This window comes from Kribbella sp. NPDC055110, assembly GCF_053607525.1.
In genome coordinates this window covers 192,841-207,856 of record NZ_JBSGTS010000009.1, presented here as the reverse complement: position 1 = coordinate 207,856, position 15,016 = coordinate 192,841, and the positions used below count along the sequence as shown (strand labels likewise).

General features: G+C 69.0%; 12 protein-coding genes. 3 read left to right on the top strand and 9 right to left on the bottom strand.

Annotation, left to right across the window (positions count from 1 at the left end):
* Window positions 1-52: 52 nt before the first annotated feature.
* From ACWF0M_RS17005 to ffh, 5 genes are all read right to left on the bottom strand, one after another.
* Window positions 53-1,381 carry an N-acetylmuramoyl-L-alanine amidase gene (locus tag ACWF0M_RS17005; RefSeq protein ID WP_452236606.1) on the bottom strand — a complete coding sequence of 443 codons (1,329 nt, stop codon included), beginning with the start codon at window positions 1,379-1,381 and terminating at the stop codon, window positions 53-55.
* A gap of 109 nt (window positions 1,382-1,490) precedes the next feature.
* Window positions 1,491-2,585: an amidohydrolase family protein gene (locus ACWF0M_RS17000; protein ID WP_452236605.1), complete on the bottom strand. Its 1,095-nt coding sequence runs from the start codon at window positions 2,583-2,585 to the stop codon at window positions 1,491-1,493.
* A gap of 24 nt (window positions 2,586-2,609) precedes the next feature.
* The gene (locus tag ACWF0M_RS16995) at window positions 2,610-3,800 is read right to left on the bottom strand and encodes a lytic transglycosylase domain-containing protein (RefSeq protein WP_452236604.1); all 1,191 of its coding nucleotides are present in this window, start codon (window positions 3,798-3,800) and stop codon (window positions 2,610-2,612) included.
* A gap of 295 nt (window positions 3,801-4,095) precedes the next feature.
* A complete protein-coding gene (locus tag ACWF0M_RS16990; protein ID WP_452236603.1) occupies window positions 4,096-5,433 on the bottom strand; it encodes a lytic transglycosylase domain-containing protein in 1,338 nt (445 codons plus the stop codon).
* Between the two features lie 260 nt (window positions 5,434-5,693).
* Window positions 5,694-7,253 (bottom strand): signal recognition particle protein, encoded by a 1,560-nt coding sequence (gene ffh, locus ACWF0M_RS16985; RefSeq protein ID WP_452236602.1) that lies wholly within the window; start codon window positions 7,251-7,253, stop codon window positions 5,694-5,696.
* 135 nt (window positions 7,254-7,388) lie between these two features.
* Here ffh and ACWF0M_RS16980 point away from each other — a divergent pair, with 135 nt between their 5' ends.
* From ACWF0M_RS16980 to ACWF0M_RS16970, 3 genes are all read left to right on the top strand, one after another.
* Window positions 7,389-7,838 (top strand): hypothetical protein, encoded by a 450-nt coding sequence (locus ACWF0M_RS16980; RefSeq protein WP_452236601.1) that lies wholly within the window; start codon window positions 7,389-7,391, stop codon window positions 7,836-7,838.
* Window positions 7,831-8,820 (top strand): hypothetical protein, encoded by a 990-nt coding sequence (locus ACWF0M_RS16975; protein ID WP_452236600.1) that lies wholly within the window; start codon window positions 7,831-7,833, stop codon window positions 8,818-8,820. Before ACWF0M_RS16980 ends, ACWF0M_RS16975 begins: the two co-directional genes overlap by 8 nt.
* A 173-nt stretch (window positions 8,821-8,993) precedes the next feature.
* The gene (locus ACWF0M_RS16970; protein WP_452236599.1) at window positions 8,994-9,761 is read left to right on the top strand and encodes an arginase family protein; all 768 of its coding nucleotides are present in this window, start codon (window positions 8,994-8,996) and stop codon (window positions 9,759-9,761) included.
* Here ACWF0M_RS16970 and ACWF0M_RS16965 read toward each other — a convergent pair.
* The 4 genes from ACWF0M_RS16965 to ACWF0M_RS16950 are packed head-to-tail and all read right to left on the bottom strand — an operon-like array spanning window position 9,754 to window position 14,763.
* Window positions 9,754-10,815 (bottom strand): DUF2332 domain-containing protein, encoded by a 1,062-nt coding sequence (locus ACWF0M_RS16965; RefSeq protein ID WP_452236598.1) that lies wholly within the window; start codon window positions 10,813-10,815, stop codon window positions 9,754-9,756. The two genes, ACWF0M_RS16970 and ACWF0M_RS16965, sit on opposite strands and share 8 nt — an antisense overlap.
* Before the next feature lie 10 nt (window positions 10,816-10,825).
* Window positions 10,826-13,084 carry a [protein-PII] uridylyltransferase gene (locus ACWF0M_RS16960; protein ID WP_452236597.1) on the bottom strand — a complete coding sequence of 753 codons (2,259 nt, stop codon included), beginning with the start codon at window positions 13,082-13,084 and terminating at the stop codon, window positions 10,826-10,828.
* Window positions 13,085-13,423 carry a P-II family nitrogen regulator gene (locus tag ACWF0M_RS16955; RefSeq protein WP_452236596.1) on the bottom strand — a complete coding sequence of 113 codons (339 nt, stop codon included), beginning with the start codon at window positions 13,421-13,423 and terminating at the stop codon, window positions 13,085-13,087.
* Window positions 13,420-14,763: an ammonium transporter gene (locus tag ACWF0M_RS16950; RefSeq protein ID WP_452236595.1), complete on the bottom strand. Its 1,344-nt coding sequence runs from the start codon at window positions 14,761-14,763 to the stop codon at window positions 13,420-13,422. The genes ACWF0M_RS16955 and ACWF0M_RS16950 overlap by 4 nt, the downstream gene beginning before the upstream one ends.
* Between the last annotated feature and the right edge of the window lie 253 nt (window positions 14,764-15,016).

The window sequence follows — 15,016 nt, the reverse complement described above, 5'->3', positions numbered from 1 at the left end:
TTGCGGCACCCGCACAGCCGCAGTCGGTACAGCAGGCTCTACCTTTCATCCTCTAGCAGTCCGGTACGCCGGGCAGCTTCGCGTTCGGGTCGTCGATGTAGATGTTGGTCATGTAGCCATGCTGGTCACGCAACTTGGCCCACCAGTTGTTGGTGTAGCCGCCGGCGGTCACCGTGTCGCCCTGGACCTGGCACTCGACGAACACCTGCGTCGGGCCGGGCAGCGTGGTCACGACCGACGCGGACAGCTTCGGCGCCGAGCGGACGTTCACGCCGTTGCCCCAGGTGGTGAAGTTGTACTCGGGCGGGTTCGGGTCGCCGCCGTTCACCAGCTGCATGTAGTAGTCCCAGTTCCAGTTCGGTCCCGGGTCTGTGTGGTCGTTGTTCGGCATCTCGTTGTGGCCCTTGATGTGGGCCCGGTCCTTCGGGATCCCCCGCCGGTCGGCGATGTTGCGGGTCAGCGCCGCCGACGAGCGGTACATCGCGTCGGTGAACCAGGACGGCTGGTCGACGTACCCTTCGTGCTCGATGCCGATCGAGTACGGGTTCTCCGTCCGGACGTGCCAGGCGGTGTCCTTCTCGGCCACCATCTGGGTGACCTCGCCGTCGCTGGAGCGCACCACGTAGTGCGCGCTGACCTGTGCGGACGGGTTCTTGAACCAGCTGATGGTGCCGGCGTACGAGCCCTGGGTCACGTGGATGACGATCGTGGTGATCGCCGCGGTCCGGCCGACGCGGTAGTTGCTCGTGCTGGCCGGGTTCCAGATCGCGCCCGGGTAGTCGACTGCAGCGGTCCTGAGTGGTGCGGCCTTCGCGTAGACGCCACGGTCAGGCGTGACCTTCTTCGGGTCGGTCGAGACGCCTGCGGTACGGACGCCGCGGGCGATCACGCGATAGACCTCGTCGGTGTACAGCCGCGCGGTCGGGGCGTCGGCGGAGTGCGAGTACTCCGCAATCACGCCGTACCACTTGCCGAGATCTTCTCTGTCGGTCAGCTTGGCTTGATCGGCGTAGGAGTCGAGCACAGCGGCGGCGCCGAGGATGTTCGACGTGTCGTCCTTGGCCAGCTCGGCGACCGGCAGCCCGGTCAGTTTGGTTGCCTCGGACATCGTCTTGTTCACGTTGTTGCTTGCCAGGTGCATCACGCCGTAGCCGTTCGCCTGGCTCGGGGTGCCGTTGTGGCCGTCGAGATGCGTCTCGGCGAAGCCGACACCGACCAGGACTTCCCGCGGTACGTCGTACTTCGCGGACGCCGTCTTGAACGCGGCGGCGAGGTCCGGTTGACCGGTGGGCTGCGCCGGCTCCGCGGCGTTGCTCGGAAGGGCGGTCAGCGCGAGTGCGCCGACAGCCAGGACTGCGGCCAGTTTCGGTACTCGGGACATGGGGCGGATCCTTCCCGTATCTGGTCCGCCGAGGGGCGTCGGCGGTCCCGAGAGTCACGCTAAGGGAAGATCTTCCGGTACATCTAGTGTTTGAGTGAATTTCTTCCCGTCACCGGGAGAAGACCACGTTTCCACGCAGAGCGATCAGCCGGGGATGCGTCAGTACGGCGGGGTACGCGCGCGGATCCTCGTCGTACACGACCAGATCGGCCGGATCGCCGGGCCGCAGCTCACTGGGCGCCCCGAGCCACGCGCGGGCCGCCCACGACCCGGCGGCGAGGGCCTGCTCCCCCGACATGCCGATCTCGGTCAGCGCCTGGATCTCCTGCGCGACCAGGCCGTGTCCGAGGACACCGCCCGCGTCGGTCCCGGCGTACACGGGTACGCCGGCCTCGAAGGCGTCCCGCAGCCGATGCAGGCGCCGCTCGTACAGGTCGCGCATGTGCGTCGCGTAGACCGGGAACTTGGCCGCGGCCTGCTCGGCGTACTGCGGGAAGTTGTCGAGCTGGATCAGGGTGGGTACGACGGCCACCTGACGCTCGGTCAGCTCGCCGAGCAGGCCGGGCTCGATGCCGGTGCCGTGCTCGAGGCAGTCGATACCCGCGGCCACCAAGTCCGGGAGGGCGTGCTCGCCGAACACGTGCGCGGTCACGCGGGCGCCGAGCTCGTGGGCGCGGGCGATCGCGGCGTTCAGCGCCTCGGCCGGCCAGCACGGGGTCAGGTCGCCGGCGTCGCGGTCGATCCAGTCGCCGACGAGCTTCACCCAGCCGTCCCCACGGGCGGCCTCCTGCTCGACGTACGCGACCAGCTCGTCGGGCTCGATCTCCCAGCCGTAGTTCCGGATGTACCGCTTCGAGCGGGCGATGTGCCGGCCGGCCCGGATGATCTTCGGCAGGTCCGCGCGGTCGTCGATCCAGTGGGTGTCCACTGGCGAACCGGCGTCGCGGACGAGCAGCGCGCCCGCCTCGCGGTCGGCGATCGCCTGCTGCTCCTGGATCCCCTCGTCGACACCGCCGTGCTGGTCGAGGCCGATGTGACAATGCGCGTCGACCAGACCAGGAACGATCCAGCCGCCGGTGTGCACGGTCGTCACATCAGCAGCGGTGGGCCGGTCGACGACCAGCCCACCGCTGAGGTGAAGCTCCTGCTGTTCACCGGCCGGCAGCACCGTGCCGACCAGCCTGAGTACGCCGGAATCACTCATGGAGCGACCGTATCCGGCGCAGTGTTATCCGTGCGAGCCGCCGCCCGGCGTACAGGTCGGGGTGGTGGTCTCGTTGCCGGCGCACGGCGATCCGGACGGGGTGTTCGTCGGGGTCGAGGTGGGCGTCGGGGTCGGAGTCGGCGTGGGGGTCGGAGTCGGGGTCGGCGTCGGCGTCCTGGTAGGCGTCTTCGTCGGCGTCTTGGTGGGGGTCTTGGTCGGTGTGCTCGTCGGCGTCTTGGTCGGCCGGTCGGTCGGCGTGTCCACCGGCCTCGGCAGGGTCGGAGTCGCCCACGGCGTGGACGGCGGCACGGCGGTCGGCAGCGTCGTCGGCACCGCGGTCGGCGTCGGAGTCGGCGTCTTGGTGTCGTCCGGTACGTCCGGGACGTCCCGCGGGTCGACCCGGCGGTCGGCGTTGCCGTTCGCCTTGGCGCTCGCGATGTTGCCCTTCGCGTTCGGCACCAGGACCGCGTTCTTGCTGTAGACGCGCATCCACTTCAGCACGGTCGCGACGAAGTCCTTGGAGTGCTGGTAGCGGAGCAGAGCGGCGACCAGGTCCCGTGGGCTGCGCAGGTCGTCGCCCTCGGAGCAGAGCACCACGGCGACCGTGGTGATCGCGTCGTACACGTTGTTCGGGTTGCGGTAGCCGTCACCGTTGCCGTCGGCGCCGTACTCGTCCCAGACCTGCGGGATGATCTGCATCGGGCCGACCGCGCGGTCCCAGGTCGAATCCGCGTCGTACTTGCCCTTGTCGGAGTCGGCGATCCTGCCGTTGCCGTGCCGGCCGTTCAGCACCGGGCCGAGGATCCGGCCGCGGGTGGTGCCGGCCACGTCGACGCGGCCGCCGCTCGCGTGATCGGACTCGACCTTGCCGACACCGGCCAGCAGCGGCCAGGTCAGACCACAGTTCGGCCGCACGACCGCGAGGTTCGCGGTGGCGCGGCGGTAGGCGGGGAACACCCCGCGCGGAATGCCGTTCACGGCACCCGGACGACCCGGACGGACGACCGAGCGGCCGTCGGTGGCCCCCTGCACGGGGACGTCGTCGCGGGCAGGTTTGTCGGATCCGAGCCGGCCGTCCACTCCGGGACGCTGCGGCACGATCATCGTCAGCTCGTCGAACTCACCGCTGTTCAGCCCGGCCCCAGGCGATGGGGCGACCGGGTTACCTGCCGTGAGCGGTCCGGAGGCACCGGCTCCGCCCGAGGCGACGGTCACGATGGCCCCGACCAGGAGCGGGGCCGTACACAATGAAGCGATGATGATTTTGACCCGACGGTTACCACTACGGGTTAGGCGCATAGCCCCTTCAACGAACCGAGCGCCAGAAAGTTACATCAAGACGACGCAAAGTTACGACGCCCAGAAACCCCTCGGAAACCCGGCACCGAGGTAACGAACGCCGCTACCTGACCCTACAGGCCGTAGGCACCAGACCGACAATCGGCTGCGGTTCAGTTGGTCGTCTGCGGAGCAGCACCGGGAGTTCGCCGTCGGCCGGGCTCGGCCGGGCTCAGCCGGCGGACGGCGCGGCGCTCGGGCTGCACGGAACCGGCGTCGTGGGCTCGGTCGGCGTCCCGTCCGGGGTCGTCGACGTGGTCGTCGAGCCCGACGGCTCGCCGCTCGGAGTCGTGGTCTCCGGAGCCGGCGTCGGGGTCTCGCTCGGCGCCGGCGTCGGCGTGCAGGTCGGGTCGCTCGGAGTCGGCGTCGACGGTGTGGTCGTCGGGGTGTTCTGCGTGTTGGTCGGCGTGCTGGTCGGCGGATCGAGCGGCGGCCTGGTGACCGACGGCGTGGGCTTGCTCGACCCGGTCGCGCTCGGGATCGGCCGCGACGACGGGGCCACCGTCGGGTGCGTGGTCGGAACGGTCGTCGGCACCGTGGTGGGCACAGTGGTCGGGACCGTCGTGGGCGCCGACGTCGGTGCGGTGGTCGACGGCGAGGTCGTCGTACGGGTCGAATCCCGCTCGTCGTTGTTGCCGTCGTCGTCCGGGGTGTTGATGACGCCCGGCTTGTCCGGGATCGTCACGGTGTCCTTGCTGTACGTCTGCATCCACCGCAGCACGGTCGACACGTAGTCCATCGAGTGGTTGTAGCGCAGCACCGCCTGGACCAGGCCCTGCGGATCCGCCAGGTTCGCGCCGCCGGAGCACAGGTAGTCACCCGCCGCCCGCGCCGCGTCGAACACGTTGTGCGGATCCTTGAGCCCGTCACCGTTGCCATCGGCACCGAACGCCTTCCAGGTGCCCGGGACGAACTGCATCGGGCCGACAGCGCGATCCCACGTCGCGTTCCCGTCGTACACGCCCTGGTCGGTGTCGGAGATCGCCGCCATCCCGGGGCCGCCGTCGAGGACCGGGCCGAGGATCTTGCCGCGGGTGTTGCCGTTCGCGTCCACCTTGCCGCCGCTCGCATGCCCGGACTCGACCTTGCCGATCCCGGCCAGCAGCGGCCACGTGATGTGGCAGCCCGGCATCGACATCGCGAGATCGCGCGCCGCCTTCTGGTACGCCGCCAGCACGGTGCCCGGGATGCCCGAGGTGTCCCCGAACACGCCGGGGATCGGCTTCACGGTGCCGTCCGTCGTACCCGTGATCGGGACCTGGACGGTGGACTTCTCCTGCGTCGGCAGACTGCCGTCGACACCCGGCTGGTTCGGCACCGCGTCGGCCAGGTCGTCGAACACCGCGTCCTGCCGCGGGGCGGCCAGCGCGTGCGCGTCGACGATGAACGTGTTCGAGGTGACCCCGCCGACCACGAACACGGCGACCATGGCGGTGGGCGGAGCCAGGCAGACCCAGGTGGCGGTCAGCTTTCCCCGCCACGTGTCCAGGTTCTTGAACTGCTGCCTCATCCGAACCGTCCTCGACGCATTCCGCAGATGGTGTGTCACTCGGGCGTAGGGACGATCTTAGCCGCCGGAAGGTCGGCCACAACCGGAGCCGGTGCGCCGTGACCGAGTACCGAACAGGCAAGTTCAGGTATTCGTCCCCCGGTGTTCACTCCCCCACGCCTCACCACAGTAGGCCTCAGGCAGCACCGAGCGCGCCGGGTGAACGGATGACAATTTGGACATCCGTTCGGCCGACACGGGTCTGCCCTTTCAGGAAGGGCTCAGTTGCCGCCGAGCATCTTCTTCAGGTCGTCCGGCAGCTCGAAGTCGCCGCCGTCCTGCCCGCCGCCGAAGGCCGCCGGCAGCTGACCCGGCTGCGGGGCCTGCGGCTGCTGGCTGCCTTGGTTCGCCCGCTTGGCGGGGTTACCGGAACCGCGCTTCTTGCCCTTCTTCTGCTGCTGCTGCTTGGCCTTCCGGCCGCCGCCCACACCCGGCATCCCGGGCATCCCGGGCATCCCCGGCATCCCCTTGCCGGACGCCATCGCGGACATCATCTTGCGGGCCTCGAAGAACCGCTCGACCAGGCCGCTGACGGTCGCCACCTCGGTCCCGGACCCCTTCGCGATCCGAGCCCGGCGGGAGCCGTTGATGATGTTCGGGTCGTTCCGCTCGGCCGGGGTCATCGAATGGATGACCGCCTCGATCCGGTCGATCTCGCGCTCGTCGAAGTTCTCCAGCTGGTCCTTGAACTGGTTCGCGCCGGGCAGCATGCCGAAGATCTTGGTCAGCGGGCCCATCTTGCGCACCGACTGCATCTGGGCGAGGAAGTCGTCCAGCGTGAAGTCCTTGCCGCCGCGCTTCTGCAGCTTGGCGGCCGTCTTCGCGGCCTCCTCGGCGTCGAACGACTTCTCCGCCTGCTCGATCAGGCTCATCACGTCGCCCATACCGAGGATGCGGGACGCCATCCGGTCGGGGTGGAAGACGTCGAAGTCCTCGAGCTTCTCGCCGTTGCTGGCGAACATCACCTGGCGACCGGTGACCTGCGCGATCGACAGCGCGGCACCACCGCGGGCGTCACCGTCCAGCTTGGACAGTACGACGCCGTCGAAGCCGACCCCGTCGAGGAAGGCCTGCGCGGTGTTGACCGCGTCCTGACCGATCATCGCGTCGACGACGAACAGGATCTCGTCCGGGTTGACCGCGTCGCGGATGTCGGCGGCCTGCTTCATCAGCTCTTCGTCGACACCCAACCGGCCGGCGGTGTCGACGATGACCACGCTGTGCTGCTTGGTGCGCGCCTCGTCCATCGCCTTGCGGGCCACGTCGACCGGATCGCCGACGCCGTTGCCGGGCTCCGGGGCGAACACCGGTACGCCGGCGCGCTCGCCGACCACCTGCAGCTGGGTGACCGCGTTCGGCCGCTGAAGGTCGGCGGCGACCAGCATCGGCGTCTGGTGCTTGGTCTCCCGCAGCCATTTCGCGAGCTTTCCGGCCAGGGTGGTCTTACCTGCACCCTGCAGACCGGCCAGCATGATCACCGTCGGCGGCCGCTTCGCCATCCGCAGCTCGCGGGTCTCGCCGCCGAGGATGTTGACCAGTTCCTCGTTGACGATCTTGATGACCTGCTGCGCCGGATTCAGTCCGCCGCGCACGTCGGCCCCGGAGGCCCGTTCCTTCACCGCCGCGATGAACTCCCGCACGACGGGCAGCGCGACATCCGCCTCCAGCAACGCGATCCGGATCTCCCGGGCGGTCGCGTCGATGTCGGCGTCGGTCAGCTTGCCCTTGCCCCGCAGATTCTTGAACGCGGTGGAGAGCCGATCGGAAAGCGTGTCGAACACGAGAAACAGTCCGTTTCCTCGAAGCGATGAACTCCCCGAGTCTACCGGCCCGCCAACCTGTGGATAACTCCACCGGCCAACCCCTCTTTCTCGCTACCGTGCTCCTGTCGCCCCCGTCCCCCAAGGAGCCGAGAGATGCCCCTCGACATCCCCGCTTTCAACGACGCATTCGGGCGCGCCCGCGATCGGGTGCGCGACGACGTACACCCGACGGACGTCGCGGCGGAGCAGGAGAAGTTGCGCGCGCTCGTACCCGCCGATGCCTCGGAGGAGGACCTCAACTGGACCGCTCGCGTGATCGCACGCCTCGATGAGCCGCCGGCGCCGCCCCGTGAATGGAGCGAACTGTTCCACGAGGCGGACCGCATCCACGCCGTCGCGTACCCGCCCACCGGTACCACCGAGGAGCAGATCACGATGCTGGCGGACGCACGCCGACAGATCTGGGAGATCGCCGAGCGCGCACCTCAGGACGAGCAGGACGATATCCGTGCCATGACCCAGGACCTCGAGTCCCTCGAGAACTTCCTCCGCGACCCACCGTTCCCGCTGACCGACGAGCCGTTCCCGTCGACCGATGGCTGAGTCCGCCCAGCGAGTCCCCGAGCACTCCGCGACGTACCAGGAATTCGCCCGGTTGTACGACGTCGCACGGCGCCTCCGCCCGACGGGGATCGACCGCTGGAACGGTGAGCTGTATGCGACGAGCGGGCTCGGTGGCTTCGATCAACGGACCGGTGCAATCGGAGTCCACGAGCCGATCCTGCGTGAGGGTCTGTCTCAGACACCGGACCACCGGCGGCAGGCCCACGCGCTGGCGACGGTCCTGCACCGCGCCACGCATGCGGGGATGGACCTGGACGCACCTCGCGAGGCGAATGCGGTTCGCACCAATCATTCCCTGGGCATCGCCGAAGGGTTTGCAGCAGTACGCGCCACCAACGACTTCACCACCTTCAGCGAACTGGCGGGCTACGAAGGACTGGTCTTCGACGAGCAGCAGCACACCGGTGCCTACGCGGCGACGACCGCATTGATCGCGCAGGCCGCTGGTCCACGGGTCGACAGGCGCGACCTGATCAATCGCCTCAGCCGCGGGCCGGCGGTGATGCAGTTTGATCGGTTGGCTGAGGGGGTGGTGCGGAATCGGTTGGAGGAGGTGGTGCCTGGTGAGGGGGTGGATCGGCGGGCGGTTCGGGGGGAGTTGATCGGGGCGATGTTGCATCCGAGGTGGGAGGAGTTGGCGCGGCGGTCGCCGGAGGCTGGGCGGCAGGTGGCGGAGGAGATCGGGCGGGCGGTCAACTCGAAGGTCGACGAGATTCGGCACCGGTTCCAGCACACGGCGCAGGAGCCGGCGGCGGACGGCGTACGGCAGCGGGCTGTGGAACCCGTACGCGACAGCAAGCAGGCAGAGGTGCCGGCGGCGCGCTTCTTGAACGATGTTGCACCTGCCGCCGGAGCGACCGGAGAGCGGCCATCGCTCGGGGACGGTTCGCGAGCAGCGGCCGCCCGTGCGTCGGCGCCGGGGCGAGCAGTTGGGCAGAAGTTTCCACGGGTAGTTGATTGACAGCCGATCGCAAGACCGCCGACGATCTAACCTATTCAATTGAGGTTATCGGTTAGGAGACTCGGGTGCGGGTTGTGGTGGACGGGCCTTCCAATCTGGGGTTGCGGGCGCCTGGGGCGGGAGTGGTGCCGGGGTGCTACAAGTTGGCGGGGGCGGTGCGGGATCGGGGGTTTGTGGGGCGGATCGGGGCGGCGGACGGCGGGTGTGTGACGCCGCCGCGGTACGACATGCACGACTGGAAGCCCGGCGACGGCGTGTTCAACGCGGAAGGTATGGCGTCGTACACGGTGCGGTTGGCGGATCGGGTGGCCGGGTTCGTGGGGCAGGGGAAGTTCGTGGTGTTGCTGGGTGGTGAGTGCAGCAATCTGCTCGGGCCGGCGTTGGCGTTGAAGCGGCTCGGCCGGTACGGCGTGGTGTACATCGACGGGCACTCGGACTTCCGGACCGTCGACAACTCGCCGTACGTCGGGGCAGCGGGTGGTGAGGCGTTGGCGTTGGTCACCGGGCGAGGCCAGGTGGACCTGACCGATCTCGAAGGACTCGGGCCGTACACGCGGGACACCGACGTCGTGCTGCTCGGGATCCGGGCGGACGACGAGTACGTCGGCGACGTGGAGAAGGCCGGGATCCCGGTCTGGCCGGCGTCGAAGATCGCGGACGATCCGAACGCGGCCGCCCGAGGAACGCTGGCGCACCTGGCCGAGCTGGACGGGTTCTGGGTGCATCTGGACGTGGACATCCTCGACGCGGCGATCATGCCGGCCGTCGACAGCCCGGACCCGGGCGGGATCGACCACGACCAACTACGGGCGCTCCTCCGGCCGCTGCTCGCGTCCCCGAAGTGCGTCGGGTTCGACATCGGCATCTTCGACCCCGACCTCGACCCTGACGGCACTTACGCCACCGAACTCACCGACACCCTGGTCGCCGCGCTCAGCTGAACGACACCGGGTCCCACACCAGGCCCTGTCCGTGGGGTTCGGCGCGCCCGAGGACCCGGCGCACTCCGCCCGGCCAAGTCTGCAGGTCGACGCGGAACTCCCAGCCGGTCGTGCCGGGACCGTGAGTGGTCACCTGGTGCGGCTCGAGCCGCAGACGGGCCAGGGGCGCGGACGGGGTGGCCGATGCGCCGAGCTCGTCCAGGCGCGCCTCGATCGCGGCCCGGTCCGGGCGGCGCAGGTACTGCCACATGATCGAGTGCCACACGACCGTCACGTGCCCCGACGACAGCTCCAGCCCATGCAGGAACGAGACCGCGTCCTCCGGCCGTACGTCGGCCGGGATCTCCCGCGCGACCTTCAGCGCACCACGGAGCCGCTCCAGGCGATCAGGCATGTCCGGCCACACGTACGACGTCAGCGTGAGCGCACCGTCCGCTGTCAGCGGGTTCACCGGGGCGATGTCGCACCCCACCCGCTCAGCGATCCGCAACTCCACTGACGGCACCTGTCCCGACCAGGCGGAGTCAAACACCACAGGACTGTCGGCTGGCCCGTACGACGCCCCGTCCGTCACGTACCGGTACCGATCGGCCCGTAGGTTCAGCCCGCCGCTGGCACCGATCTCGAACAACCGCACCGGCAGCGGCACCGCCTCGACCAAGTGCAATAGGCCGCCGTACAGCGCAGCCGACCGTCCTACCTCGTTCGTTTGCGGCGGCTGCGTGAGTAGTGACCGCACCTCTCCCAGCCGTGACTGCAGTACCTGCTCGAACGCCTCCCAGCCGAGCACTGGGTCCCATGCTCCGCCGACACTCGGGTAGAACGCCGCAAGCTCAGGCGCCGTACCGGACAGCACCATGCCGTGTAGAGCAGCCAGCAGCCGCAGACCGACCGCCTCACCGAACGAACGGCCCTCGTACTCGGCCAGTACCTCAACCGACACCCCACCGACCTCGTAGTCGTCCACGAGCAGCCGCAGCAGCTCGGCGTACATCGGGGACCCCAGGTCCTCGCAGGCGGTCGCTTGTCGCTGGAGAGCCTCTACAACATCCACGTAGCCGAGATTAGAAGGTCAGTCGATCCAGTACGGACTTTGCGGTCGTCCGCGCGTCTTCGGACTCGAGTGGCGCGCCGTGGCTGTCTGTGAGGTAGAAGACGTCCACGCACTCGGCACCGAGCGTGCTGACGTGTGCGGAGCGGATGTCCGCACCAGTGGCAGCGATCGCCGCCGTGACGTCGTACAGCAGGCCCGGACGGTCGTGGGCGCGCACCTGCAGCACCGTGGCTGTTTCCGACGCTTCCGGCAACAGGTCGACACGACTCGCGACACGTTCGCGTGACGAGTCCCGTGCGGCCAACCGCCGTACGACGTCGGCCGAGTCACGCAGTGCCACCGCGAGCCGGTCGCGCAGGCGCACCGGATCAGGAGGCGATCCAGCGACGGTCCACTGCGAGATGCCCAGTCCGTCAACGGACGTTATGACGGCAGACCGCACCGCCAGCCGTTCTACCGCGAGTACGGCGGCAACGGTCGACAGTGTGCCTACTTGATCGGGTACGGCGACGTTCACCCGCAGGTCGCCGTGGTGGTCGGACACGGTGACGCCGAGTCGGCCAACACCAACCACCTGGTGCAGCACTGGTACCGCGACGGGCGGCACCTCGGTCCACATGCTCTCGCCACCACCGGCCAGCTCACCACGCACGCGCCGGCACAGCTCACCGACCAGGCGCATCCGCCACGGCGACGAAGCGGCCGGACCGGCTGCCCGCGCGTCGGCGTACGTGAGGGCTTCCAGCAGGTCCAGGGTCTCGGTGCTGCGCACGATGCCGACGACCATGTCCACAGTCATCGGGTCTTCCAGGTCTCGCCGGGTGGCGACCTGCCCAAGCATGAGGTGCTGTCGGACCAGCAGGGTGATGGTGTCTGCGTCGGCCTCGCTGAAGCCGATGCGACGCGCCACCCGAGCTGCGATGCCTGCACCGGTGACGCTGTGGTCGCCGTCGAGCCCCTTCCCCAGGTCGTGCAGCAGAGCGGCAACCAGCAACAGGTCAGGTCGCCGTACGTCGCGCACCATCGCGGACGCTTCGACGCAGGTCTCCAGCAAGTGCCGGTCGACGGTGAACCGGTGGATCGCCGACTGCGGCGGCCGGAACCGTACGGCGTCCCACTCGGGCAGGATCCGGGAGATGTACCCGGCCTGGTCCAATGCCTCCCACACCTCGAGCAGTCCGTTGCCCGCACCGAGCAGAGCGCACAGCAACCGCCGCGCCTCCCCCGGCCACGGCTCGGGCAGGTCCGCGGCCGACGCTGCCAGCCGCGCACAGACAGCAGGTGAGAGCACGAGCTCACGGTCCGCAGCGACTGCAGCAGCACGCAGTCCGAGGACAGGGTCCCGCTCCGGACGCGCGTCCGGCATCAGCACGACCTCGCCCTCGTGCTGGCCCACACCCTCGTCCAGTGCGAGCAGCAACGGCCCACCGGACCGCTGACGACGCCGGGACCGCGGCGGCTTCGTCATCAAGCTCTCGACACGCCGCCAGGACACGTCACACACGTGCGCGAGTGTCCGGCCCGTCGCGTACACGTGCCGCAGCAGTTCGTCCCGCCCCGACATCCCGAGCCCAGCCGCCACTTCACCGGCCAAGTCGGCTACAAGTCTGTCCGTCGCGCGGCCAGCCACCTCGTGCAGTACGTCGCGGACCTCGAGCAGGTCCCGCCGCGCACGCTCCAGCACAGGATGCGGTACGTCGACCAACCATGCCGCCACCAACGCCCGCAGTACGACGGCATCGCGCAGACCGCCGTACGCCTCCTTCAGATCGGGCTCCGCGAGGTGTGCGAGCTCTCCGACCGTGGACGCCCGGTCACGGCACGCCTGCGCCAGTCCGGGCATCCGGGACCGCGCCGTACGCCGCCAGTCGGCCATCAGCACCGACCGCAGTTGCAGTGTGAGGTGCGTGTCGCCCGCGACATGCCGTGCGTCCAGCAGCCCCAGAGCCACGCGGTCGTCGGCCGCCGCGGCTTCCTGCGCTTCGGCCAGTGTGCGGACGCTGTGGTCCAGCTTGGTCCTCGAGTCCCACAGCGGGTACCAGATCTGGGCGGCCAGCTCGTCGATCCGCGGGTACCCCTCGGCGTGCACGAGCATCACGTCGAGGTCGCTGTACGGCGACAGCTCCTCACGCCCGTAGCCGCCCACCGCAACCAGGGCAACGCCCTCGGTAGGTACACCGAGGGCGTCACAAGCCTTTGCGAGCAGCAGCTGCAACAGCGCGTCGGCCTCTTCGGCACGCCCGCGCCGCTGCTCTGCTCGATCGACCATCTAGAGTGCGTCTCCGTCCAGCTCGCCGGTGCGGACCCGGACGATCGTTTCTACCGGCGTGACCCAGACCTTGCCGTCGCCGATCTTGCCGGTCTGGGCGGCCTTCACGATCACGTCCACCACATCGGCGCCGTCACCGTCCTCGACGACCACCTCGAGCCGCACCTTCGGCACCAGGTCCACCTCGTACTCCGCGCCACGGTAGACCTCGGTGTGGCCCTTCTGCCGGCCGTAGCCGCTCGCCTCGGTGACCGTCATGCCGGTGACGCCGAACGTCTCCAGCGCGGCCCGGACGTCGTCGAGCTTGTGCGGCTTGACCACCGCGGTGATCAGCTTCATGCCTTGACACCTTCCTTCTCCGAGGCCTCAGTGGTCCCATTCTCGGTCTCGGCGGGGGCCGGGCGGGCCGTCATGCCGCGCAGACCGGACGAACCCAGGTAGTCGTACGCCGTCTCGGCGTGCTCGACCTGGTCGACACCGGTGACCTCGTCGTCCTCCTTGAGCCGGAAGCCGATCGTCTTGTCGATGATCTTGCCGAGGATGAAGGCGACCGTGAAGGAGTACACACCGACGACCAGGTTGGCCAGCGCCTGCCTACCGAGCTGGGTCGCTCCACCGCCGTAGAACAGGCCGTCGACCGCGGACGGAGCTGCCGCCGTACCGAGCAGGCCGATCGCCAGCGAGCCGAACAGACCGCCGACGAAGTGCACGCCGACCACGTCGAGCGAGTCGTCGAAGCCCAGCCTGTACTTCAGCGAGACCGCGCCGCAGCAGATCGCGCCGGCCGCCAGGCCGAGAATGAGAGCACCGATCGGCGAGACCGCGCCACAGGACGGGGTGATCGCGACCAGACCGGCGACCGCACCGGACGCGAGTCCGAGCGTGGTGGCCTTGCCGTGCACGATCCGCTCGACGATCAGCCAGCCGATCACGGCGGCGGCGGTGGCGGCCTGGGTGTTCACGAAGGTGACGGCGGCGGTGGTGCCGGCGCTCAGCGCGGAGCCCGCGTTGAACCCGAACCAGCCGAACCACAGCAGACCGGCGCCGAGCAGGACCAGCGGCAGGCTGTGCGGCCGCATCGGGTCCTTCTTCCAGCCGACCCGCTTGCCGAGCACGATCGCCAGCGCGAGCGCTGCGGCACCGGCGTTCAGGTGGACCGCCGTACCGCCGGCGAAGTCGACCGCCTTCAGCTTGTCACCGATCCAGCCGCCGTTGCCGTCGTCCAGGAACCAGACCGAGTGCGCGACCGGGAAGTACACCAGGAGCGTCCAGCCCACGACGAACGCGATCCAGCCACGGAACGTGGCCCGGTCCGCGATGGCACCCGAGATCAGCGCCGGTGTGATGATGGCGAACATCAGCTGGAAGGCGACGAAAGCGAGCGTGGGCGTCGTCCCGCTCACCGCCTCCGGTGCGAGCAGGCCCTTCAGGCCGACCTCGGAGAAGTCCCCGATCACGTGCCCGGTGTCGCCGGCGAAGGTCAGCGAGAAGCCGACCACCACCCACAACACGGTGACGACGGCGATGGTGATGAAACTCATCATCATCATGTTCAGCACGCTCTTCATGCGCACCATGCCGCCGTAGAAGAAAGCCAGGCCCGGTGTCATCAGCATCACCAGGGCGGCACTTGCCAAGACCCAGGCGGTATCGCCGGCGTTGATCTCCATCAACGTCATCCCTTCCATCGATACAGGGGGTGGCCGACGTCCTCAGTCGGGAGAACTCCACAACGCCGGGGAGCCCGCGCCCAGCCACACGGCAAACGGTGTCGGCGCGCCGTTTCAGCCGATCGGTCCATTTGTTTCAGGCATGTGACAAAGCGGTCTCCCAGGTGACATCGAGGTGACATGGCTCACCGGAGGCCAACATGTGGCACTCTGGCCTGGACCACACGGGCAGCAGCCGCGCCACTGCACCCGTCTGAGCTGG

Coding starts and splice junctions, on each gene's coding strand:
- ACWF0M_RS17005 (WP_452236606.1), bottom strand. CDS start 1,381: ATGTCCCGAGTACCGAAACTGGCCGCAGTCCTGGCTGTCGGCGCACTC.
- ACWF0M_RS17000 (WP_452236605.1), bottom strand. CDS start 2,585: ATGAGTGATTCCGGCGTACTCAGGCTGGTCGGCACGGTGCTGCCGGCC.
- ACWF0M_RS16990 (WP_452236603.1), bottom strand. CDS start 5,433: ATGAGGCAGCAGTTCAAGAACCTGGACACGTGGCGGGGAAAGCTGACC.
- ACWF0M_RS16980 (WP_452236601.1), top strand. CDS start 7,389: ATGCCCCTCGACATCCCCGCTTTCAACGACGCATTCGGGCGCGCCCGC.
- ACWF0M_RS16975 (WP_452236600.1), top strand. CDS start 7,831: ATGGCTGAGTCCGCCCAGCGAGTCCCCGAGCACTCCGCGACGTACCAG.
- ACWF0M_RS16960 (WP_452236597.1), bottom strand. CDS start 13,084: ATGGTCGATCGAGCAGAGCAGCGGCGCGGGCGTGCCGAAGAGGCCGAC.
- ACWF0M_RS16955 (WP_452236596.1), bottom strand. CDS start 13,423: ATGAAGCTGATCACCGCGGTGGTCAAGCCGCACAAGCTCGACGACGTC.
- ACWF0M_RS16950 (WP_452236595.1), bottom strand. CDS start 14,763: ATGACGTTGATGGAGATCAACGCCGGCGATACCGCCTGGGTCTTGGCA.